Annotated in this window: 20 protein-coding genes; 13 read left to right on the top strand and 7 right to left on the bottom strand. The window is 68.5% G+C overall.

All coding sequences use genetic code 11. The annotated features are described in order from the left end of the window. Window positions 1-57: 57 nt before the first annotated feature. The 5 genes from PXH83_RS08925 (at window position 58) to PXH83_RS08945 (ending at window position 5,599) form a co-directional block, all read left to right on the top strand. The gene (locus PXH83_RS08925) at window positions 58-354 is read left to right on the top strand and encodes a hypothetical protein (RefSeq protein WP_274558594.1); all 297 of its coding nucleotides are present in this window, start codon (window positions 58-60) and stop codon (window positions 352-354) included. Continuing rightward, entirely contained in the window at window positions 351-1,388 is a 1,038-nt protein-coding gene (locus PXH83_RS08930; RefSeq protein ID WP_274558597.1) for a pentapeptide repeat-containing protein, read from the top strand. The genes PXH83_RS08925 and PXH83_RS08930 overlap by 4 nt, the downstream gene beginning before the upstream one ends. A gap of 147 nt (window positions 1,389-1,535) precedes the next feature. Beyond that, on the top strand, window positions 1,536-1,847 hold the full coding sequence (locus PXH83_RS08935) for a trypco2 family protein (protein ID WP_274558599.1): 312 nt from the start codon (window positions 1,536-1,538) through the stop codon (window positions 1,845-1,847). Next, the gene (locus PXH83_RS08940) at window positions 1,837-4,812 is read left to right on the top strand and encodes a tetratricopeptide repeat protein (protein WP_274558601.1); all 2,976 of its coding nucleotides are present in this window, start codon (window positions 1,837-1,839) and stop codon (window positions 4,810-4,812) included. The genes PXH83_RS08935 and PXH83_RS08940 overlap by 11 nt, the downstream gene beginning before the upstream one ends. 127 nt (window positions 4,813-4,939) lie before the next feature. Next, entirely contained in the window at window positions 4,940-5,599 is a 660-nt protein-coding gene (locus PXH83_RS08945) for an NADH oxidase (protein ID WP_274558603.1), read from the top strand. 18 nt (window positions 5,600-5,617) lie between these two features. On the opposite strand, the gene PXH83_RS08950 is transcribed toward PXH83_RS08945, so the two are convergent. The 6 genes from PXH83_RS08950 to gntA all read right to left on the bottom strand — a co-directional run bounded on the left by PXH83_RS08950 (window position 5,618) and on the right by gntA (window position 12,297). Beyond that, window positions 5,618-6,229 (bottom strand): response regulator transcription factor, encoded by a 612-nt coding sequence (locus PXH83_RS08950; protein ID WP_274558605.1) that lies wholly within the window; start codon window positions 6,227-6,229, stop codon window positions 5,618-5,620. A 50-nt stretch (window positions 6,230-6,279) separates the two neighbouring features. Further along, the gene (locus PXH83_RS08955; protein ID WP_274558607.1) at window positions 6,280-7,497 is read right to left on the bottom strand and encodes a sensor histidine kinase; all 1,218 of its coding nucleotides are present in this window, start codon (window positions 7,495-7,497) and stop codon (window positions 6,280-6,282) included. Window positions 7,498-7,641: 144 nt separating this feature from the next. Beyond that, a complete protein-coding gene (locus tag PXH83_RS08960; protein WP_274558609.1) occupies window positions 7,642-9,939 on the bottom strand; it encodes a TOMM precursor leader peptide-binding protein in 2,298 nt (765 codons plus the stop codon). A 23-nt stretch (window positions 9,940-9,962) separates the two neighbouring features. Beyond that, a complete protein-coding gene (locus PXH83_RS08965) occupies window positions 9,963-10,166 on the bottom strand; it encodes a hypothetical protein (RefSeq protein ID WP_214928278.1) in 204 nt (67 codons plus the stop codon). A 295-nt stretch (window positions 10,167-10,461) separates the two neighbouring features. After that, window positions 10,462-11,427, bottom strand: coding sequence for an ArsR/SmtB family transcription factor (locus PXH83_RS08970; RefSeq protein ID WP_274558615.1), 966 nt, complete (start codon window positions 11,425-11,427; stop codon window positions 10,462-10,464). Between the two features lie 171 nt (window positions 11,428-11,598). Beyond that, window positions 11,599-12,297 (bottom strand): guanitoxin biosynthesis heme-dependent pre-guanitoxin N-hydroxylase GntA, encoded by a 699-nt coding sequence (gntA, locus tag PXH83_RS08975; RefSeq protein WP_274558617.1) that lies wholly within the window; start codon window positions 12,295-12,297, stop codon window positions 11,599-11,601. A gap of 266 nt (window positions 12,298-12,563) precedes the next feature. On the opposite strand from gntA, the gene PXH83_RS08980 reads away from it, so the two are divergent. The 8 genes from PXH83_RS08980 to PXH83_RS09015 all read left to right on the top strand — a co-directional run bounded on the left by PXH83_RS08980 (window position 12,564) and on the right by PXH83_RS09015 (window position 20,824). Beyond that, window positions 12,564-14,057 carry an anthranilate synthase component I family protein gene (locus PXH83_RS08980; RefSeq protein ID WP_274558619.1) on the top strand — a complete coding sequence of 498 codons (1,494 nt, stop codon included), beginning with the start codon at window positions 12,564-12,566 and terminating at the stop codon, window positions 14,055-14,057. Then, complete coding sequence (locus PXH83_RS08985; protein WP_274558621.1) at window positions 14,054-14,626, top strand: anthranilate synthase component II; 573 nt, start codon at window positions 14,054-14,056, stop codon at window positions 14,624-14,626. Before PXH83_RS08980 ends, PXH83_RS08985 begins: the two co-directional genes overlap by 4 nt. Further along, entirely contained in the window at window positions 14,619-15,644 is a 1,026-nt protein-coding gene (trpD, locus tag PXH83_RS08990; protein ID WP_274558623.1) for an anthranilate phosphoribosyltransferase, read from the top strand. Before PXH83_RS08985 ends, trpD begins: the two co-directional genes overlap by 8 nt. Continuing rightward, window positions 15,641-16,417: an indole-3-glycerol phosphate synthase TrpC gene (gene trpC, locus PXH83_RS08995; RefSeq protein ID WP_274558625.1), complete on the top strand. Its 777-nt coding sequence runs from the start codon at window positions 15,641-15,643 to the stop codon at window positions 16,415-16,417. Before trpD ends, trpC begins: the two co-directional genes overlap by 4 nt. A gap of 35 nt (window positions 16,418-16,452) precedes the next feature. After that, entirely contained in the window at window positions 16,453-17,853 is a 1,401-nt protein-coding gene (locus PXH83_RS09000) for a class II 3-deoxy-7-phosphoheptulonate synthase (RefSeq protein ID WP_274562735.1), read from the top strand. A gap of 128 nt (window positions 17,854-17,981) precedes the next feature. Further along, window positions 17,982-18,947: an ATP-binding cassette domain-containing protein gene (locus PXH83_RS09005; protein WP_274558627.1), complete on the top strand. Its 966-nt coding sequence runs from the start codon at window positions 17,982-17,984 to the stop codon at window positions 18,945-18,947. A gap of 20 nt (window positions 18,948-18,967) precedes the next feature. Further along, window positions 18,968-19,774 (top strand): ABC transporter permease, encoded by an 807-nt coding sequence (locus tag PXH83_RS09010; RefSeq protein WP_274558629.1) that lies wholly within the window; start codon window positions 18,968-18,970, stop codon window positions 19,772-19,774. Window positions 19,775-19,933: 159 nt separating this feature from the next. Further along, window positions 19,934-20,824, top strand: a complete 891-nt coding sequence (locus PXH83_RS09015; protein ID WP_274558631.1) for an ArsR/SmtB family transcription factor — start codon at window positions 19,934-19,936, stop codon at window positions 20,822-20,824. A 49-nt stretch (window positions 20,825-20,873) separates the two neighbouring features. Here the strand turns inward: PXH83_RS09015 and PXH83_RS09020 are convergent, their stop codons facing one another. After that, complete coding sequence (locus PXH83_RS09020) at window positions 20,874-21,467, bottom strand: ATP-binding cassette domain-containing protein (RefSeq protein ID WP_274558633.1); 594 nt, start codon at window positions 21,465-21,467, stop codon at window positions 20,874-20,876. Window positions 21,468-21,833: the final 366 nt, after the last annotated feature.

A 21,833-nucleotide genomic window follows, 5' to 3' on the forward strand; every position in this document is an offset into this window, starting at 1 on the left:
GCTCTACGTGGCGACGTCGATCCCTGAGCGCCCGCATACGTCCTGTTGCGTCAGGTTGTGGTGCTCGCGCACGCGACGGATCCGCTCACCGACCGCTCGGCGGCGGGCGATGACCATGAACTGCCGCCCTCCGAGGGCGAAGAGCAGGTTCGCATCCGAGCCGCCGACAGCCGGTCTGAACTCGATGAGCGCAGAGAGCACACGAAGCACGGGATTAACATCCTCGTCGGCCTGTCCAAACAGCACGTCAGCACCACCGACTGGCAGAGGAACGGTCACTACCTCAAGCTCTGCTCTGAACGATGGCAAAGCCTGCCTGCTCGGGATGCGCGCCAGCAATCATGGATGACATGAAGTTGCTGAAGCGTGCCGCCCTGCCCGCCCTCGTGCTTGCAGCGGTCGGCTACGGACTCCTGCTGTGGCAAGGCCCTTGGTGGATCGACGGCGCCCATCTGAGGAGTCGGGACCTCCAGCCCGCGGACGGCATGGTTATTACCGGCATTCGCACCACACTCGTAGCTGTGGGTGCCGGGGTACTCGCGGCCGTAGGGCTGTACTACACGCACCGCACTTTTCAGCACACCCGAGACAGAGACCGAGAGCAGGCAGAGCTCGCCCGTAGGGAACAGATCAATGGGCAGTACGTAGAAGCGATCAAGCTTCTGGGATCCGAAAATCTCTCCCAGCGGCTCGGTGCCATCTACGCGCTGGAGGGGATTATGCGGGACTCGGAGAGGGATCACTCCCAGGTGGTTGAAGTGCTGGCCGCATTCATCCGAACTGGCCGGCAAAGAGGCGTCGGCGACCGGGAAACCGCGCCGGAGGATATTCGCACAGCCTTCTCTGTTCTGGCCCGCAGGACAAAGGGACGCGCGGAAGAGCGGCTTGATCTGTCCGAGACTTCTCTGGTGGGAACCATTTACCGGGATGCTTACATGCCTGGCACTAATCTGGAGGGTGCCGATCTCTCGTACACCGACCTCTGTGGCGCAAATTTGCGGGGAGCGAACCTCTCGGAGGCCCGGCTTCATGTAGCCGATTTGGTGGGCGCCGACCTATTACGAGCCGATCTGTGTGCGGCGAATCTCAAGGGTGCCGATATGCGCAATGTCAATCTTGTGGAGGGAGGATTGGACGGCGCCAAGCTCGAAGGTGCCGATCTCACGGGAGCCTCACTCATTGGGACCTCCCTGTATTCCGCCGACCTGTCCGTAACATTCGGACTGACGCCAGAGATGCTTGCATCTGCCAGACTCGACCGTCATACCAAATTGCCGAGCGATCTGGCATCGCACACGGATGTGATCCAGCGAATTCGGGAATGTGAGATTCAGGACGGCCCCTACGGCGCCACTCGACGGGCAGCTCAATCCTCTGCGAAACGGTAGTGCGAACCCGTAGCACGGGCAGCTGGCGGCCGCTGCGGCGTGATCGGCGCATGGGCCCGGAAGGTGGACGGGACCGGGGGCTGATGGATGATGATGTGGCCCAGCTCAGTGGGTAGTTGGGCAGAAGAGCCGGTTGGGGGCCTGCTTGTGAATGATGCGGTTGAGTTGGCGGACATGATCGCGCAGCTGCGCAAGGAGCTGAGCCGGGCGATGTCGGACGGTGAGGACGCCGACCTGCGGTTCAAGGCGGAGCGGGTGGAGTTGGAGCTGACTGTCGGGGTGGAGAGGACCCATGAGCCGGGGGTGAAGGTCCGGTTCTGGGTGTTCGATGCAAGTGCGGCAGCGAAGCGGTCAAACTTGGTCACGCAGAAGCTCACTTTGACGTTGCAGCCGGTGCGTACGGACGCGCCCGACCAGATGGCGTTGATCTCCGGGGACGAGCTGCTCGGTGAGGACTGAGGGGGCGGCCGGGGGCGGCGGACTGGACCCGCATCGCATAGCCGAGATCATCGTCGCCACCGGCGCCGGTGGCGGACGGCGCGGTTCGGGGTACCGGGTCGGCGATACGGCGGTGCTGACCGCGTTCCATGTGGTGGCGGGCGCCGCCGGCGTGCAGGTGCGGTTCGACGCCGACCGGCCGGGGCAGTGGACGGTGGCGGCTACGGTGACGTGGTCGGACCTGGACACCGATGTGGCCGTGCTGACGTTCGCGCTGCCGCCGGGTGCCGCACCGGTCGCGCCCGCACGGTTCGGCCGGATCAGCGACGACCGTCATGCCGTGATCGGCGTGCACGCGGCTGGGTTTCCGCTGTGGAAGCAGCGACGCCGCCCCGACGGGCGGCAGTTCCGGGAGCTGCACCAGGCGGACGGGACCGTGGCGGCGCTGTCCAACCTGAGGACCGGGACCCTGGAGATCACCGTTCCGGTGGCGGCTGCCGACCCCGACCCGAAGGTGTCGCCGTGGTCGGGGATGTCGGGTGCGGCGGTGTGGGCCGGATGCCGCATAGTCGGGGTGGTCGCCGAACACCATCGCTGGGAAGGAATGGGCCGGCTGACTGCGGCCCGTATCGACCACACCCTGCTCCGGGTCGGCGAGCAGCGCCGGGGAGAGCTGGCCGGGCTGTTGGCGATCGCCGACCCGCAAGCGCTGCCCGATGCGGGACCCGAGCCGACGGGAAGTGCGGATTCCCGGCCCGGGCAGGGAAGTGCCAAGGTGATCGGGCTGCCCGTCACGCACGGGCTCGAATTGTTCAAGGATCGTACTGATGTACGCGAGATGATCGGCCGCCATCTCTCCGATCCGGCCATCCGCATGGTGACCGTCGCCGGACGGCGGGGCATCGGCAAGAGCGCGGTCGCGGCCAAGGTCATGGAGTTGCTGGAGCAGGGCGAGTGGCCTGGCCACGCGCAGGCGCCGGTGCCGTCGGGGCTGGTCAATCTGAGCACCCGTACGTCGGGGATCTCCCTGGAGCGCCTCTACTTCGACTGCGCCCACCTGCTCGGCTCCGAACGCGAGAGACGGCTGCTGGACATCTGGGCCACGAATCGCCCCGCGCAGGACAAGATAGGAGAGCTGTTCGCCGCGATGGGGGACCAGCTCTTCATCATCCTGCTGGACAACCTCGAAGACCTGCTCCAGGACGACGGCCGGCTCGACGACGAGGAATTCGCGATCTTCCTCGACTGCCTCTTCCGGGCCAGGTCCACGCCACGGCTGCTGGTCACGTCGCAGATACCGCTGCGACTCGCACCCGAGTTACGCCGCTTCGCCGCGGAAATCGAGCTGTCCGAAGGACTGCCGCCCACCGAGTCCGTCGCGCTGCTGCGCGAACTCGACCAGGACGGCAGCCTTGGTGTGGCGCAGTTGTCCGACGAGCAGCTGCTGCGGGCGACGGTCCACGTCCACGGAGTTCCGCGCGCACTGGAGCTGTTGGTGGGCGCCATGGCCGACGACACGCTGGCCCTGCCGACGCTGCAGGACGTACTGGAGAGCTTCACCCTGCGCGGCGACGTCGTCGCGGGCCTCGCCGAGGACCGGTACCAGCGGCTCGACCCGGAAAGCCGAGCCGTGCTGAACGTCCTCGCGGTGCTGCACACGCCCATGACACGCGAGGCGATCGAGTGGATCGTGGCCGGCCTCGATCCCGGTCTCGACATCGCGCCGGCCCTGTCCCGTCTGCTGCGGGTCCGCATGCTGAAGGTGGACCGGGCCAGCCGCACCTTCGCGCTGCACCCGATGGATGCCGACCTCGCGTACGGCGCGATGCCACGGGACGGCGTGCTGGGGCAGCAGTCCGTGGAGCGGCGGGCGGCGGACTGGTACGCGAGCATCGCCCCGCCCCGCTCGGACTGGCGGACGCTGGACGACATCCAGCCGTACCGGCGCGAATTCGAGCACCGGGTGCGCGCCGGGGACCTGAACGATGCCGCTGTGGTCCTTGGCGCGATCAGCGAATGGATGATCTGGCAAGGCTCGGTACTCGCGGCGATCTCGATGCATCTGACCATGGAGGGACAGTTGAACGACGACCGGGCACGCCTTGCCCACCTCATCGGCTACGGGCACGCCCGGCTCGGCGGAGGCCCGCTGGCGGACGCCGTCGACCTGTTCAGCGAGGCAGCCGACCTGGCGGAACACGTCGGTGACCGCGGCGCGCTGCAGAACGCCACGTTCGGCCTGGGCGACGCCTACCGGCAGCTGGGCAGCCTCGACGCCGCGGTGGGCCCGCTGGCCCGGGCCGGTGATCTGGCACACGAGAACGGCGACGCCGAAGCCGAGGTGCATGCCGTCCTGAGCCTCAGCCTCGCCCACAGCACCCTGGGCGACGGGGTGGCGGCCCTTGCCGGTGCCGACCGGCTGCGCGAACTCGCGCGTACGTCGGGGGACCTGCTCACCGAGGCACGTTCATGGAACGCCCGCTTCACGGCCCTGCTGACCATGGGTCACTGGGAGGAGACCATCGCAGCGGGCGACAGGGCCGTACGTGCCTACCAGGACGCGGGCATCCGGGAAGCAACGGACTATGCGCTGAACGCCAAGGGCGTGGCCCTGCTCGCGCTGGGGCGGGTCGCGGATGCGCTGACATCGCTGGAGGCGGCGCTCCAGGCGGCGTCCAGGATGGAGAATCCGCGCACCGAAGGAGTCTGCCTCTTCAACATGGCGTGGGCGTACTGGACCGACGGCCAGTACGGGCAGGCTGCCGAGGCGGCCGAGCGGGCGACCGTGTCGCTGCAGCTCGCCGGGTCGCCCGAGAAGGCGGCGGCGCAGGCGCTGGCCGAGGCGGCCCGCGCCCGGACGGTGCCCGACCCGCAGGCAGCCGCCGACGCGCTGACCCGGGCCGCCGGCGGCGTGGGGCGCAATGTCGAAATGGTCAGCCCGGCCTGGCTCACCGAAGAGGCGGGGCGGCTGCGCGAAGAGGCGTGATCGGGGCAGCTCAGTGGTTGCAGCTTGCATGAAATATTCATGCCAAGCGTGTGAATCCGTGGCTGTCGGTGACTGAACCCTTGGCCCCATACTCGGCGTGATGATCGTGCCAAGTTGAGGAACCTCCATGGGGAATACGGACGAGTACCAGACAGTGCATCTCTGGTCCCTGAGCGAGGATGTCGTCATCGAGTCGGAGACCGACGACGGCGAGCTTGTCCTTTCCGGGCCGTGGGGGCCGGAGCGTATCGCGGCGGTGCCTCCGGTGGTTCGTGAGGCATTGCACCGGATGGAGCTCGGGCCCGTACTTCTGAAGAATGTCGAGCCCCGGCCGGACAGTAAAACGTCCAAGGCCGGGGTGTATTTGGTATTGCTGCCCGTTCTGGAGCGGCTGTCTCATCTTGTGGTGCGGACGCTTGGTGTCGGGGATTTCCGGGGGCCCGTGCTTTCCGTGTGCCCGGTCTCCCGTCACGCTCTGTTCAGTTCCGTACGGCTGACCGCCATGGCGCCCATCCAGCTTCCGCGCGGGGTGTCTTTCACCCTGGAGGCGGAGGGGTTCGCACTGGAGCGGGACGGGTCCACGCACCGGGTGCTGCTGCACCGGCCGGAGGCGGTGTGGGTGGTGGGGATGCTGGTCCGGCCTGTCACTCCGGACGCGGTGTCGGACGCGTTGCCGCTGCCGCGCGCGTTGACGTTGAGCATCATCGAGTACCTGGCCGCTGCCGGCATGGTTACGCAGGCGGAGTGCGGGTCCGAAGCCGCCGGGATGGAGGCCGACCTTGCCTGAGCGTTGTGAGGGCCGGTTTCACAGGAGCCAGTCCGCGTCTCTGGCGATCTTGATCGCGTCCACCCGGTTCCGTGCGTTCAGCTTCGTCACGATGGTGGTGAGGTAGTTGCGTACCGTACCCAGGGAGAGCTTCAGCTGGCCTGCTATCTCGATCGGCTCCAGGCCCTCGGCAGCCAACTGGAGGACCTCCGCCTCCCGTTCCGTGAGCGGCGTTTCGGTGCTGTTCCATGCCGAGAGTGCGAGCTGTGAGTCGATGACCCGCTGGCCTGCCGCTACTCGGCGTACCGCCGACGCGAGTTCCTGGGGCGGCGCGTCCTTCAGCAGGTATCCGCTGACCTGCGCCGCCAGGGCGCGGCGCAGTGCTCCCGGGCGGCCGAGGCTGGTGAGGATCAGCGTCCTGCACTCCGGCAGCCGCTTGCGCAGGCGTGCCGCGGCCGTCAGGCCGTCGAGGCCGGGGAGGTCGATGTCGATGATGGCCACGTCCGGCTCGTGCTCCAGGGCCGCCGCCAGGATCTGGTCGCCGCGCTCCAGTTCGGAGACGACCTCCAGGTCGTCCTCCAGGTTCAGCAGAGCCACCAGCGCTCCACGCACCATGTTCATGTCTTCGGCCAGCAGAATGCGGATTGTCACGGCGGGGGGTTCCTCCTCGGACCGGGTGACCGGGTGGGACACAGGGTGGCTCAGGCTGCAGGGTCCTTGGTGGGGGTGGGGAGCGCGTCCTGCGCCTCGTTCTCCTCCAGGTCGGCGAGCTTCCTGACCAGGCTCGCCGGTGCCTCCGCCACGAGGTGGAAGGTTCCGCCGGGGCCGTGCGTGGCGGTGAGCTTTCCGGATGCCGTACGCAGGCGGGCCTCCAGGTTGCCGAGGCCGCTGCCGCTGTGCGGTGATACGTCACGGTAGGCGGGGTCGACGCCGTCGTTCGAGACGGACAGCCGTACCCAACCTGCCTCCTGTATCGCTTCGATGCTGCAGAAACCGGCCCGGGAATGGCGCAGCAGATTCGTGACCGCCTCGCGCAGTACGGCGGCCAGCACCGTGTCGACCTGCTGGTTGAGCTTCGCGATCCGCACTTCCGCCTGCACCTCCACGTCCGCCGCTTCCAGCAGCGACTGCGCCGAATGCAGCTCCTGCACCAACGACATGCTGCGCAGGCCGCTGGAGACGGCACGGACGTCGGCGAGCGACTGGCGGGAGATCGTGAGGACTTCGCTGATCTCCTCCATCGCCCGCCTCGGGTGCGTGGGTATGAGGCGGTGGATCAGTTCGGTCTTGAGGGTGATGGCGGAGAGGCTGTAGCCGAGCAGGTCGTGCAGGTCCCGGGCGAAGCGCAGGCGCTCCTTGGTGACGGCCATGCCCGCGAGTTCGCCGCGTGTGTCGTGCAGTGCCTGCACGAGGGCCGCCATGCGGGAGAGGCCGTACACCACCAGGCCGGTCAGCAGCGTCGACTGGCAGAGGTAGATCGTCTCCTGTACGGAGAGGCCCTCCAGTGTCGGCGGGATCAGCATGGTCAGTCCGACGACGCCGTACGCGGGCCACGCGACCCGGCCGGGCAGAAGCAGCAGCAGAGATCCGGACAGGAATCCGGCCATGGCTCCCCATTGGGAGTGGAAGACCGCGATCGGCAGATAGGTGAGCAGCGCCTGGGATCCGAGCGTCACGGCCTTGTGCCGGGCGGGGGCCTGACGCGCTCCCGTGCCGGAGTGCCTCAGTTGCAGAAGGAAAATGAGGCTCAGGCAGATGAGAGAAGTGACGAGTGAGAAGGAATCGAGTCGCGCTCCCACCAGGTTGATGACCGTGATGCCCAGATAACTGATCAGCGCGAACGTGAGAATGATGCGGGCCAGCCGCGGAGCCGGCAGATCCGGAGCGCCGGGCGGAGGGCTTGTGGCCTCGCCCGTCATTGCGGCCTCTTGGGGGGTGGGTCTCTCATCGTGACGTGGCATGGTCGTTTGCCTGCGTGACCTTGTCTGTCTTGTCTTGTCGAACCTCAGTGCTATGTGAAGATCATAGTTGATCGGTGTGAAGAATGGGCTGAGATCGAAGAGTTACACGAACAGCGGGATGGGGTTCAACTGTTCGTAGGGAGTCGGCTCGGCGCACCTCCCCAGCGTAACGGGGGTGTTGAAAAGCCGCCCCGGAGCGAACCTCGGCCAGAAGTGACGAAGGCCGGGAACAAGCACCTTCACCACGGGTAGTTCAAGATCGGGCCGGCTTTGATCGAGAACCAGGAGTTCCATCCCGCGTGACCGGACCAACTCCGTGATCTGGTCGATGTCTTCCTTCAGGTCGGTGTTCGGAACGTAGGACCAGCCGCGCGGTCCCCGGCCCGGCTGTTTCGAATCGGCCGGCGGAGCTGACAAATACGGCTGGTTCGCAAGGGTCGCGCGGCGCCACCAGTCGAGCGGTTCCGCATCCGTGATGAGGTATCCCGTCCCCTGGTCGGTCACGTTCGCGACCAGCGGCAGCAGTTGGCCCATCTCCGTCAGCGCCCTGCGCAGCCCCAGCCGCGGATCGAAATGCGCTCCGAAGCCGAAGACGATGTCCTGGGCGGGTTTGTCCGTACGCCGCGACAGGGCGGCCACCACCGGAATGCCGAAGTCCGATGTGAGGTCCAGCGCCCACACCTCGCGGTTCAGCGTCCGGTAGCCGTCCCGCAGCCGGTCGATGTACGGCTCCGCGAAGGCGTCGAGGTCGATGCCGGGCTGGCGGGTGCGGTTGTACCACCACAGGGCCACGGCGTCCCGCTCCACCAGCTCCAGGAAGCCCTGGATCAGGGCGTCTTCGGGGCTGCTGCCCGCGGCATTGCCGTTCGAGTCGGCGAACAGGCCGTCCTGCGCCGCCTCCTCGCTGTAGTAGAGCATCGAGGTGGGCAGCAGCCGCTGGACACCCTGGGTGAGCGACCAGACCGGCGTCCAGTCGGTGGGCCGCCTCTCGTCGAACCGCGGCGGCACGTACTGCAGCCGGGAGCCGCGCCCGTTCCAGCTGTCCCGGTCCCGGAACTGGCGTACGTCGTACAGCTGGCAGGCGTTGGGGTGGACGGCCGCCGCGCCCAGGGCGGCGTACGTGTCACGGACCACGGGTTCGTCGCCCTGTCGCGTCCCGCTGTAGCGCTCCACCGCCTCACCCAGCGCGCTGGTGCGCGCCTCGGCCTCCGTGAGGCCCTTACCGCCGCTGAGCGCGCGCAGTCCGGCGCGCAGGCCGGCCAGGGTCGGACTGCGCATCGCCAGGTTCTCGCCGGCGAGGAAGGCGTTGACGAAGCCGGGGCTTCCGGGGGCCCTGCGGATCTCCTTGATGATGCCGGTGACCGGGTCGACGAGATGCCCGTACCGATCGAGCATCTGGGCGGGCGTGAGCGCCCGGTGGCCGTTGAGGTCCTGTACGGCCTTCGGCCGCGACACCGGCACGAACGGGGCGCCGGCCCGGCGGGAAACCAGTCCCGGATCGCCGCAGACGGCGCACTGGGGGAGCCGGGCGACCGGGTGGGCGGTGCTGTTCAGCGCGAGCGTGTCCAGTGTGCGTACGGCGTTCTGGGCGTCGTTGCGCACGCCGGCCAGCCACTTGGCGGCCTCCAGCACCGCGAGGTTCACGGTGAGGGAACGGCCGGCCGCCAGCGTGGCGTGCGGGCGGGGCGGCGGGCCGTCCAGGCCGAGCGCGCGCCGCAGCGGCCACTCCGAGAGCCGGTGGCCGCGCAGCCGGGTCGCCAGGCAGTTCCAGCAGGGCCCTTCGTGGGGACGGAAGACCGGGCCGACCCAGGAGGCGGTCGAGCCCAGACGTGCGAGGAGCCAGGGGCGCTTCGACGCGCGGTGTTCGGCGTCGATGTCTCCCAGGCCCGGGGAGAGGTAGTCGTCGCACAGGACGAGCGTCAGGTCCGCGTCGGCCTCGGGGGGCGCGACGGTGAGTCCCGAGGCGCTGCACGCGGAGTGCGCCTCGTCCACATCGATTTCGGCCAGAGCGACGATACGTATCGAACTGTGGGCCAAGGTGGCCGAAACCTGGCCGCCGTCGAGGCCGGCCAGGTCCCAGTACGCCTCAGCTGCAGGGTCGGAGCAGGGGGAAGCGAGCGGGCCGTCCGCGACGGCGGGTCGCAGGCGCAGCAGCCCGGCGGCGTCGAGGGCCCGCAGGGAATCCAGGGCCTCCTCCGCCGTGAGTGCCGGAGCCGCGTCGCGCACGACCTCGTCCGGACAGCGCGTGCCGTCCAGCAGCGGAACCAGTACTTCGGCGTGGTCCCCGTGCAGCGCTGTGACACCGCGCTGGGAGACCAGATATGCCGCCTCACCTGGGACGACGGTCGCACGGAAGTGGCCCTTGAAGCCGATCCGTGCACCGTCGCTGCCGCCCGTCATGCCGACGCTCCCCCCTGCCCCGCTCACCCCTCGTGCCGTATGGAAGCAGACAGCGAGGTGACGGCCGGCGAGGAGGCCACGCACACGCTGAGGAGCGCCGCACCCTGCTCGGCCGGCGAGTCGAGGTCCTCGATCATCAGGTGCCCACCGGCGGGACGCGCGGTGGCCGTGGCCGTCGGGTTACCGAAGCGCTGGTGGGTACCGAGTGCGTTCTTCACTGTGATCATTCCTTTTCACATTGGCCAGTTTTTTACGGGAGTGATTCTGCACAGCGCGAGCAGCGCGCAGACAGTGTCGGAATCACCGTGCGGATGTGAAGTTCTCACGGGTCCGGCGTATGCCTTCGTCGACCGCCAAATCTTATAGCGCCCGATGCGAACTTCCCTTAGCATTCAACTTTCATGATTGGCCGTCAGCCACATCTGAGCGCCAGATTCCGTTTACGGAAGAGTGACTGTCTCGGGAGCACAGCAGATGTCTCCGTCCCGCCCGGCCTCCCCCTCTGCGCCACAGTGAGCCGGCTCACCCCACGGCGGACTGTGCGCTGAGCCGGCCCCCGGCGGTGCGTACAGCCTCGCGCAGCCGGCCGCCGAGCAGCTCCCTGCCCAGCGGAGTGACCGAATGCAGTACGCAGTTCCGCACCCGCCGGGTAGTGATCAGACCGGACTCGCGCAGCACGGAGGCGTGCTGGCTCGCGGCGCTGGGAGAGACACCGAGTAGCTCGGCGAGCTGGCTGGTGGTGCAGGTGTCCGTCAGGGCGCGCAGGGCGGCTGCCCGCGTCCGGCCAACCAGCGCGGTGAGCGCCTGGCCGCCGCTCGCCTCGGAGTGTTCCGTACGGGAGAAGAGGCTGGTGACACCCGGCGGCACGGCGAAGACCAGGGCCGAAAGGCCGGAGTCGCGCTCGGCCTCGACGACCCGCCCGACGGCGCCCGGCAGGAACACGGAAGGGACGAGCAGCAGCCCCTGGCCCTTCAGTTCGACATCGATGTCGGGCCCGTCATGGATTTCCAGCACCGGCGGATTCCAGACAATCCGCGGGTGCAGCGTCGTGAGCAGCTGCTCGACGCCGCCGGTCATGGCGATACGGCCGTGCGCGTCGCACTCGGTGCTGAGGCGCTCCAGGATGCGGTCCCAGTACGGCGCAACCCCGATCCGCCACATGTCCATCGCCAGCCGCGTCGCCTCGGCGCGCGAAAGGAAGTGCGTCGAATGGGCAGCATGGGCAGAAGTCGCTTTTTCGGTACGGGAGTTGAGAAGGAACAGAAGGTCGTCCGGGGCTTTCAGTGACCGGAGCTGCGGGCCCAACTTCTTGCTCAGTGAGGGACTCTCCCGAAGGCGACCCAGTACGTCGCTGCGCCATCGCGCGTACTCCGTATTGCGTGATCCGGTCAGCGCCCCGAGCGCGAAGGCTCCTTCGGCGACCGGGCCGAGCGAGCTCCGCAATCGAATACGGGCCAGGTCTGCGGTGGTGAAGCGAATTCGTTGCATGCAATGCCCCTGTGAGTGAAGTGTGGGCCGACGGCACTTGGTCCTGCACGGCCGAGACGCCAGTCCGCAGCCGACGATGCCATGGCCAAACTTGTGCGCACAGTGCCCAGCTACCAGAACCGATGTGGCCGATTCATAACCGGTGGCGTGAATTCCTCACAGGTGTCGTGCTCAGCTGTCCGGCGCCGCCTGTGCCGGCCCCTGCGAACTCGCGCCGCCCTGCGGGTGGAAGGGGCAGCGCCATTGGTCGTCCGTGGCCGATCCGGAGTACTGGCGGGCCTCGGACGCGTCACCGAACTCGGTGAGGTTCGGATTGATCGACTGCTGAAGGCGTTCCTCGCGCTGGCGAATTCGTCGCTGGAGACCGTAATACGTGCCGGTGGCCTTCAGTCGCCGGAACTGGTGGTGCGAGTTGAAAGCGAGAGCCGGCTGCGCGTAACGCCTGCTGATTCTCGATGCATTGGGGTGCATGCCGACCACGAAGAACGGATGGCCCGCCACGCTGTAGGTGAAGTTCGGTGATGCCGGGTCCGCATCGACGTCGTGCGCCCACGAATAGCCCCGGGCCCGGTCCACCGCATGCAGGTCGGTGAGTTGCTGCCACAGCAGCTCGTCGAACTTTTCCTCGCCGAGCCCGGACGGCGCGTCGAAAACGGCCACGAGAGTCGCGAAATTCTCCTCGGGCGCCAAGTGATGGTTGACGAAATCCGTCACAGCCGTATGCAGGTCGGCGGTCGCTTCGTCGCTGCCCATCATGCCCAACTCGACTTGGGTCAGCGTCGTTCGGCGCACAGCGGCCTTCGCCGCCAGGCACGAGAAGCCTTCGCTCATTATCCAGTCCTCCAGATGCCCACGGACCGGACCCGTCATAGCTCCCCCTCACTGAACACATCACACATCCTTTGGATACCAAGTCACCCTAGGCAGCGGCTTCTTGGCTTGGCAATGTTGGCCGGGTCATTTAGTTACAGCTTTATCGGCCCGGTTAAGGCAGTACTAAATATGGGCCGGGAACCGCACTGCGACCGGGGAGTTTCGTGGGCCACTGAAAGTTATGGCGTGCCGATATCGTGCGCACTTACTGTCCGGATGGGATCTCCGGCGATACGGCCTGGCCTGAATTCGAGGAAGGCGACATGACCACCCATCTGACCGAAGATGTCACGGAGGGGACGGCCGAGGCCGCATCCGCCACCGTGCCCAATCGCGCCACCGCCGCAGCGCTGGCGCGAGAACACGACGTCGTACCCCTGTATCAGGAGTTCCTGGCCGACGCGATCAGTCCTGTCACCGCGTTCTCGCAGCTGTGCGGGCCGGACGAGCCCGGGTTCCTGCTGGAGAGCGTGCCTGTCTCCGGCGGTGTCGCGCGCTATTCGTACGTCGGCCACCGGCCGGTTCCGCTTCAACTGGCCGACGGCGACCCGCTGTCGGCCCTGGAGCCCTGCCTTGCCGCGTCGGAGGCCCCGGTCCCCGGCCTGCCGCCGTTCCACGGCGGTGTCGTCGGCTATCTCGGGTACGAATCCGTACGGCACTTCGAAAAGCTGCCGGTATCGGCGGGCGCGGCACCCGGCCTGCCGGAACGGGCCTTCCTGTCCGTCGACGAACTGGTCGTCTTCGACCACGCCACCCGGCGCGTGCTGCTCATGACTCTGCACCGGCCGCGGCGCGAGTCGTACGACGACGCCGTCGCCCGGATCGTCAGCCTGGGCCACCGGCTGCGCGACGCCGAGGCACCCGGCCAGTTCACCGGACGGCCGAGGGCGCTCACCCCGGTCGCCGAGGGCGACGAAATGGCCGGCTGGGAGTCGAACTTCACCGAGGAGGAGTTCACGGAGCGGGTCGGCCGCGCCCGCGAGTACATCGCGGCGGGCGACGCCTTCCAGATCGTGCTGTCCCAGCGGTTCAGCAAGCCGCTGCTCGCGGAGCCGATCGACCTGTACCGCCACCTGCGGGCCACGAACCCGTCGCCGTACATGTACCACCTGAGCCTCGGAGGCGGCCGGCACATCATCGGCGCCTCACCGGAACTGCTGGTCAAGGTCGACGGCAGCCGGGTGGTGACCCGGCCGCTGGCAGGCACCCGGCCGCGCGACATCGACCCGCAGGCCGACCTGGAGCTGGAGCGCGAGCTGCTGGCGGACGAGAAGGAACGCGCCGAGCACGTCATGCTCGTCGACCTCGGCCGCAACGACATCGGCAGGGTCACCGAGCCGGGCACCGTCCAGGTGGAGCAGCTCATGCGGGTCGAGCGCTTCTCCCACGTCATGCACATCTCCTCGACCGTCTCCGGCCAACTGGCGCCCGGGCACACCGCGTTGGACGCGCTGCGGTCCACCTTCCCCGCCGGGACGCTCTCCGGCGCACCCAAGATCCGGGCGATGGAGATCATCGCCGAGCTGGAGCCGCAGCAGCGCGGGGTCTACGGCGGCGCGCTCGGCTTCGCCGGCTTCGACGGCCTGGCCGACTTCGCCATCGCCCTGCGCACCATGGTCGTCGCCGACGGCCGGGTGCACGTACAGGCGGGCGCGGGCATCGTCGCCGACTCGGACCCCACCGCCGAGTACCGCGAGACGCTGCACAAGGCGCGCGCGATGGTCACGGCCGTACGGGAAGCGGAGGCGCAGGCATGAGGCCGCTCGTCGCGGTGATCGACAACTACGACTCGTTCACCTACAACCTGGTGCACTACGTCACCGAAATGGGCGGGCAGCCCGTCGTGTTCCGCAACGACGCCACCACGGTGGAGGAACTCGCCGGGCACGACCTGCTGCTGATCTCCCCCGGCCCCTGTACGCCGTCCGAGGCGGGCATCTCGGTCGAGGCGGTCCGCGCGCTCAGCGGGCGGCTCCCGATCCTCGGCGTCTGCCTCGGCCACCAGTGCATCGCCGAGGCCTTCGGCGGGTCCGTGGTGCGCGGCGAGCCGGTGCACGGCAAGACGTCCCCGGTGCACCACGACGGCAGTGGTGTCCTGGCCGGGCTGCCCGAACCCTTCACCGCCACCCGGTACCACTCGCTGGTGGTCTCCCCCACCGGGCTGCCGGACGAGCTCGTCGTCAACGCCCGCACGGCGGACGGCACGGTGATGGGCCTGCGCCACCAGAGCCGTCCGACGTTCGGTGTGCAGTTCCACCCCGAGTCGGTCCTCAGCCCCGAAGGCAAGCAGCTGATCGCCAACTTCCTGGAGTGCAGCGGTGATTGAACACCTGAGAAAAGCGGCGCGGCGCCGGCTCACCGAAGACGAGTCCGCCACCGCCATGCGCACGATCATGCGCGGGGACGCGACGCCCGCGCAGATCGCCGGATTCGCCATGGCCATCACGGTGCGCGGCGAGTCGGTCGACGAGCTCACCGGAATGGCCCGTACGGCGCAGGAGTTCGCTACGCCGCTTCCGTTCGACGCGGATGTCCTCGACACGTGCGGAACGGGCGGCGACGGGCTCGACACCTTCAACATCTCCACCGCTTCCGCGATCGTCACCGCCGCCTGCGGGGTACGCGTCGCCAAGCACGGCAACCGCAGCGCCTCCTCGGCCTGCGGCAGCGCCGACGTACTCGAAGAGCTCGGGATCCGGATCGACATCGGGCCGTACGCCGTCGCCGAATGCCTGGCCAAGGCGGGGATCACCTTCATGTTCGCCCCGGTGTTCCATCCGGCGTTCAAATACACGGCGAGCCCCCGCAAGGAACTGGGCACCCGCACGGTCTTCAACCTGCTGGGGCCGTTGTGCAACCCGGCGAACGCGCGGCTGCGCACCCTCGGCGTCCCCAGCGCGGACCTGGTCGAGCCGATGGCGGAGGTGCTGGACCGGCTCGGCGTCACCCGCGCCCTGGTCTTCCACAGCGAGGACGGCATGGACGAGCTCAGCACCGGGGCGGCGGCCCGGGTCGTCGAGCTGCGGGACGGGAACCGTACGGCGTACCGGTTCGACCCCTCGAAGCTCGGGCTGCGCCCGTCCCGCCCCGCCGACCTGACCGGCGGCGACCGCACCGTCAACGCCGCGATCATCCGCCGGGTTCTGGACGGCGAGCCCGGCGCGGCGCGCGACGTCGTGGTGCTCAACGCGGCCGCCGCACTACGGGTCGCGGGCGCGGCCGACACGTGGCAGGACGGCCTGCTTCTCGCGGAATCGGCGATCGACAACGGCGAGGGGTCGGCCCTGCTGGAGCGGTGGGCCAAGGTCTCCTGGCAGCACGCGGAACTGGAGGCATCGGCATGAGCGACGTACTGGCCACCCTGGTGGCGGACGCGGAGCGGCAGACGGCCCGACGGCGGCGGGAGCAGCCGGAGTCCGTACTGTCCCACCTCGCCGCCACCGCTCCCCCGCCCCGCGACTTCGCGGCCGCACTGGGCGAACCGGGTCTCGCCGTCATCGCGGAAATGAAGCCGCGCAGCCCCTCCAAGGGCCCGCTCACCGACGACTATCGGCCCGCCGCACTGGCCCGCGCGTACAACAGCGGCGGGGCGAGCGCGATCTCCGTACTCACCCACGAGGAGGGCTTCGGCGGCACCCCCGAGCACCTGACCGTCGCCCGCGCCGAGTCGGAGATCCCCGTCCTGCGCAAGGACTTCATCGTCGACGAGTACCAGGTCCTGGAGGCCCGGGCGCTCGGCGCCGACGCGCTGCTGCTCATCGTGGCGGCCCTCTCCCCGCAGCGGCTGGCCGAGCTTCTCGCGTACACCCGCGAGCTGGGGATGGAGGCGCTCGTCGAGGTGCACGACGCCGACGAGACGGACATCGCGATGGCGGCGGACGCCAGGGTCATCGGCGTGAACCACCGGAATCTGCGGGACTTCACAATCGACCGGACACTGTCCGCCCAGCTGCGCGGCCGCGTCGGCAGGGAGCGGCTGATGGTCGGCGAGAGCGGCATCCGAGGAGCGCAGGACGCGCGTGAACTGGCGCAGGCCGGGGTGGACGCGATCCTCGTGGGCGAGCTGCTCATGCGGTCCGCGAACCCGGGCGCCACCGTCAAGGAACTGACCGGATGATCAGGACGAAGGAATCGGTGAGCGCCGTGCACACGATGGAACTCAAGCCCCCCGTCGGCTCCGCGGTGCACCGGGCGCCGTCGTCCTGGCGTCCCGACTCGTGGCGCGGTCACCGCGCCGAGCAGCAGCCGGACTGGCCCGACCTCCAGGCCCTGGAGCGTGTGGAGAACACCATCGCGCTGCAGCCCCCGCTGGTGCTCCCCGACGAGATTCTCGGCCTGCGGCGTTCGCTGGCCGATGTCGCGGCCGGTGAGGGGTTCCTGCTGCAGGCGGGCGACTGCGCCGAGCGGTTCAGCTCCTGCACGGAGGACGGCGTACGGAGCAAGCTCAGGGTGATCCTCCAGGTGGCCATCCTGCTCACCTACGGCTCGGGCATGCCGGTGGTCAAGGTCGGCAGGATCAGCGGCCAGTTCGCCAAGCCGCGCAGCAGACCCACGGAAGTGGTCGACGCCGTCGAGCTGCCGGCGTACCGGGGCGACATCGTCAACAGCCCGGAGTTCACCGCCGAGGCCCGGCGTGCGGACCCCGAGCGCCTGCTGCGCGCCTACCAGCACTCGTCGGCCTCGCTGAACGTGCTGCGGGCGCTGAGCCGGGGCGGCTTCGCCGACCTCGACCAGGCGCACGCCTGGAACCAGGAGTTCGTCCGGCGCAGCGACGCCGGGCGGCAGTACGAGAAGGCCGCCGACGACATCACCTGGGCGCTGCGCTTCATGTCCGCCTGCGGTGTGGACACGGGGTCGCAGTCTGCGCTGCATCAGATCGAGCTCTTCACCTCGCACGAGGCACTGCTGCCGCACTACGAGCAGGCGCTGACCCGGTACGACGAGAAGCGGGACGCCTGGTTCGACACCAGTGCGCACATGGTGTGGATCGGCGACCGGACCCGGCAGCTCGACGGTGCGCATGTGGAGCTGCTGTCCGGAATCACCAACCCGATCGGCATCAAGGTCGGCCCGTCCACCACCCCGGCGCAGCTCCGCGCGCTGTGTGAGCGCCTCGACCCGGAGCGCGCGCCCGGAAGGCTGGTGATGATCAGCCGGCTCGGCGCGGGGAAGGCCGCGGAGCTGCTGCCGCCGCTGCTGCGGGCCGTGAAGTCCACCGGTCACCACGTGGTGTGGGCGTGCGATCCCATGCACGGCAACACCTTTGTGTCCGAAAGCGGCTACAAGACGCGTCGGCTGTCCGACATCACCGCCGAAGTGGCCGAGTTCTTCGCCGTACACAAAGAGGAGGGCGTGCATCCCGGCGGAATTCATCTTGAGCTCACCGGGGACGACGTCACAGAATGCCTGGGCGGCGGCATGGACGAGATTCTCGACACCCATCTGGGAACGCGTTACGAGACGGCCTGCGACCCGCGTCTCAACGCTGGCCAGTCCATCGAACTCGCCTTCCGCGTCGCGGAGTTGTTGCGCGAGCACCACAGCGCCCGATGATGCCTGATCTGGGGTGCCGCGCGGTGAACAGCACTATTCGGCGCGGCCTTAATGACCTGGTGACGTAATTCCGCGAGTGAAAAAATTCAGTCCGAGGGACGTTGGTACGACCGGAAGGGACCGCTCCCATGTCGCTAGCGATCGAAGCCGAGGGACTGGTCAAACGGTACCGGGAGACGACCGCTCTGCGGGATGTCGACCTGGCCGTGCCCGCCGGTACGGTGCACGGCGTACTCGGGCCGAACGGAGCCGGTAAAACCACGGCGGTGCGCATCCTCGCCACGCTGCTGACCCCGGACGCGGGCCGTGCGACGGTCGGCGGCTTCGACCTGGTCCGCGATCCGGTGTCGGTGCGCCGCGTGATCGGGCTCACCGGCCAGTACGCCGCGCTCGACGAGGAGCTCAGCGCCCTGGAGAACCTGGCGCTGATCGGCCGCCTGCTGAAGATGTCCTCGTCCGAAGCGCGGTCGCGCGGCAAGGAGTTGCTGGCGAACTTCGGCCTCACCGACGCGGAGAACCGCCCGGTGAAGACGTACTCGGGCGGCATGAGGCGGCGGGCCGACCTGGCGGCCAGCCTGGTCGGCCGGCCCTCCGTGCTGTACCTGGACGAGCCGACCACCGGCCTCGACCCCCACAGTCGCAACGAGGTCTGGGAGACGGTCCGCAAGCTCGTCGCGGACGGCGTCACCGTGCTGCTCACCACGCAGTACCTGGAGGAGGCCGACCAACTCGCCGACGGAATCACCGTGTTCAACCACGGCACGGTGGTGGCCGAGGGCAAACCGGACGAGCTCAAACGCCGTGCGGGCGGTCAGACCCTGGAGGTACGCGCGGCGCTCGGGCACCAGGTGAACACGGTCGCGCAGATCATGCAGGCGCTGACCGGCCAGACGCCCGCGCGCGACGAGGACACCGGCCGGCTCACCGTGCCGGTGCACGACCCGATGATGCTGTCCGCCCTGGTCCACAAGCTGGACGAGGCGGCCGTGCCGTTCGACGAACTGGGCCTGCGGCTCCCCACGATGGACGAGGCGTTCCTCGCGATCACCAGGCCGGAAGAACAGGATCGACTCACGGAAGAGGCTGTGGGATGACGGGTACGGGGATGGCGGGGATGACGACTCCTGCGCGGGCGAGCCGGAAGATCGGCCCGATCGAGGCCATCGGGCAGGCGCTCTCACTGGCGTCCCGGAACATCACGAAGATCAAGAAGAACCCCGACGCCCTGATCGACGTGACGCTGCAGCCGCTGCTGATGCTGTTCATGTTCACGTTCCTCTTCAGCGGCGCCATCGCCGACGGGGACAGCGACAGCTACCTCCAGCAACTGGTGCCGGGACTCATGGTCTTCAGCCCCCTGTTCGTCACCATCGGAACCGGCGTCGCGCTGTGCTCGGACATCCAGAAAGGGGTGTTCGACCGGTTCCGCAGCCTTCCGATCGCACGCTCGGCCCCGCTGGCCGGAACCGTCATCGGCGATGTGGTGCGCTATCTCATCTCGGTGTCCGTGGTGCTCGGTGTCGGCATGCTGATGGGCTTCCGCGTCCATACCGATCCGCTCTCCGTGCTGCTCTCCATGGGGCTGATGATCGCGTTCGGGCTGTGCCTGTGCTGGATGGCCATCCTCGCCGGCATCATCGTGCGTACGCCCGCCGCCGTACCGGGAATGCTCATCGGCGCGGTCATGCCGCTCAGCTTCGGCAGCAACATTTTCGCCCCGGCGGAGACGATGCCGGGCTGGCTGCAGACCTGGGTGAATATCAACCCCGTGACGCTGATGACAGACGTCAACCGCAGCCTGCTGCTGGACCAGGGCTCCATCGGAACGCCGCTGATGGGCGGGGTGGCCTGGATGGTCGGATTCGTCGCGGTCTTTTTCCCGCTCGCCATGGTGGCCTACCGTCGTCGGCTGGGGAAATAGATACGCCCGGGTGAACAAGACGCCCGGACGCCCAGTAAAGGGGCCGATTCCGCATTTCCGGCCGGAAACTTCATACGGGGTGTTGAGTTCTTCATGCAACGCGTGCACTTGAATGGCCAGGATTTAGCCCGCACGATGGTGGGGGTCACTGCGAGGCCGGTGGCGGAGACTCTTTTCGCACTGGAATTGCTCGCCCGTCAGGGTGGCGGTGACCAGTTCGCCACCTGGCGCAGCCGGACCAAGAACCGGCTGGGCCGGCGTGCCCGTTCGCTGCTCACTCTGGCGCGCACGATCCGGCCGATCCCCGACCTTCTCAGCATGGTCGAGAGCCCGGCCGAGCTCGACTCCCACGGAGAGGCCGGCCTGAGCCTCGTCGGCTCCCGGCGGCAGAACGTGGCAGGCATGATCGAGGAGTTCCACAAGGTGGCGCTCGCGCCCTACTGGGAGCGCGTCTCCGCGCGCCTGGAGGCGGACTGCTCGGCCCGCGGCCGCCTGATCCTCAACGGGGGCATCGAGCGGCTGCTGTCCACGCTGCACCCGTCGGTCCGGTGGAGTTCGGGCGTACTGGAAATCCCGAGCCACCGCTCCCAGGACATCGACCCGGCCAGCCGCGGTCTGCTGCTGACCCCGTCGCTGTTCCTGTTCGACAAGCCCATCCTGATCGACAGCGCCAGCAGGGCCCGGCCGCCCGTCCTGGCGTATCCGGTGTCGCTCGACCGCGCCGCGGCGGCCACGCTGTGGTCGGCGCCGAGCGATCAGGACGCCGCCGACGCGCTCGGCGCACTGGTCGGACGGACCAGGGCGGCCATCATGAAGAGCCTCACCGTCAGCTGCAATACGAGCGAACTCGGCCGGCGGATCGGCATTTCGGCGGCGTCGGCCAGCCAGCACACCTCGGTGCTCCGCTCCGCCGGGCTCATCACGACTCAGCGCCGGCTCAACACCGCGCTGCACTCGCTGACCCCGCTCGGTGTGGCACTGCTGAACGGCCACCAGCACCAGGACCTGGCGCGAGGCGCCGCCGCGAGCCTGCGGCTGGCTCCCGAGTAGGCCCGGCTCCCAGAGGCCCGGCTCCCCGGGTGGGCCCAGAGCTGCGCGGTCAGGACGTCAGCCGGGCCAGGTGCTCCGCGATGTGCTCGGCCGGCATGCCGCACATCGCGTCGACCAGCCGCCCGCCGACCAGGAACAGCGTTACGTCGGCGGCGGCCGCGACGGCCGGGTCCGAGGTGGTCACGAGCATCGTCCTGCTGTCCTGATAGCCGATCGCCGCACACAGGTCCTCGGCCGATTCCAGGTCGTCGGCGACGAGCAGTTCGGGATGCGTCGCGGATGCGGGCGCCAGGGTGCCCCACGTCCGCGGATCCGGCATGGTGACGCGGTCATGTGTGCAGACGGTGCCCGTCGTCGGCGTTTCGCTGCCGGTGGCGCACGCGATCAGGGTGCTCTTCCCCGAGCCGGGGAGGCCGATCACGGCGGTTACGCTGCCCCGGACGAGCCCGACCGTCACCTCACGCAGCGCATTGACGGCTTCGTGGCCCGCGCCGTACCACTTCGTCACGGCGTCCATTTCCAGGGCGTACGGAGAGACTGGCTCGGCCGAAGAGCTGCCGTTCGTCGTGGCGTTCATCCAGGACATCTCCGGCGATGTGGTGTCGGGCAGGGCCGGAGCCGGCGCCTCGACACGGTTATCCATCACAGCTTCTTCAGTCCGCATTTCCGTGGCCTCCATGGCTCGCCGATACACAGAAGCTACCGATACGCCAGAGCTTCGGGAAGTACCCCAAGGTCACTTTCGGGGTATGGCCCACTGCACCAGGAATTGGGGAGTACACCGGAATGCGGCCCACCGCCCGGGCTGGGTAGCCTGTCATCAGGCGAAACGGAAAACCCCGAGTAGCCGGGCCTGTTGGTCCGGCTCCCCCATTCCCCCCGGCCCGTGGTGCGCAGAATCCCCCGATGCGCCCGCGGGCCGGGGCCGTTGTTTTTCCGTGCCCTTCCGTACGGCCCTTCCGTACGCGGCAATGCAAAGAAGACACCGCCCACACCCGAGGTGATGGCC

This window comes from Streptomyces spiramyceticus, assembly GCF_028807635.1.
In the GTDB taxonomy this organism is placed as follows: domain Bacteria; phylum Actinomycetota; class Actinomycetes; order Streptomycetales; family Streptomycetaceae; genus Streptomyces; species Streptomyces spiramyceticus.

Coding starts and splice junctions, on each gene's coding strand:
- PXH83_RS08930 (WP_274558597.1), top strand. CDS start 351: ATGAAGTTGCTGAAGCGTGCCGCCCTGCCCGCCCTCGTGCTTGCAGCG.
- PXH83_RS08945 (WP_274558603.1), top strand. CDS start 4,940: ATGGGGAATACGGACGAGTACCAGACAGTGCATCTCTGGTCCCTGAGC.
- PXH83_RS08955 (WP_274558607.1), bottom strand. CDS start 7,497: ATGACGGGCGAGGCCACAAGCCCTCCGCCCGGCGCTCCGGATCTGCCG.
- PXH83_RS08960 (WP_274558609.1), bottom strand. CDS start 9,939: ATGACGGGCGGCAGCGACGGTGCACGGATCGGCTTCAAGGGCCACTTC.
- PXH83_RS08965 (WP_214928278.1), bottom strand. CDS start 10,166: ATGATCACAGTGAAGAACGCACTCGGTACCCACCAGCGCTTCGGTAAC.
- PXH83_RS08970 (WP_274558615.1), bottom strand. CDS start 11,427: ATGCAACGAATTCGCTTCACCACCGCAGACCTGGCCCGTATTCGATTG.
- gntA (WP_274558617.1), bottom strand. CDS start 12,297: ATGACGGGTCCGGTCCGTGGGCATCTGGAGGACTGGATAATGAGCGAA.
- PXH83_RS08980 (WP_274558619.1), top strand. CDS start 12,564: ATGACCACCCATCTGACCGAAGATGTCACGGAGGGGACGGCCGAGGCC.
- PXH83_RS08985 (WP_274558621.1), top strand. CDS start 14,054: ATGAGGCCGCTCGTCGCGGTGATCGACAACTACGACTCGTTCACCTAC.
- trpC (WP_274558625.1), top strand. CDS start 15,641: ATGAGCGACGTACTGGCCACCCTGGTGGCGGACGCGGAGCGGCAGACG.
- PXH83_RS09000 (WP_274562735.1), top strand. CDS start 16,453: ATGGAACTCAAGCCCCCCGTCGGCTCCGCGGTGCACCGGGCGCCGTCG.
- PXH83_RS09005 (WP_274558627.1), top strand. CDS start 17,982: ATGTCGCTAGCGATCGAAGCCGAGGGACTGGTCAAACGGTACCGGGAG.
- PXH83_RS09010 (WP_274558629.1), top strand. CDS start 18,968: ATGACGACTCCTGCGCGGGCGAGCCGGAAGATCGGCCCGATCGAGGCC.
- PXH83_RS09020 (WP_274558633.1), bottom strand. CDS start 21,467: ATGGATAACCGTGTCGAGGCGCCGGCTCCGGCCCTGCCCGACACCACA.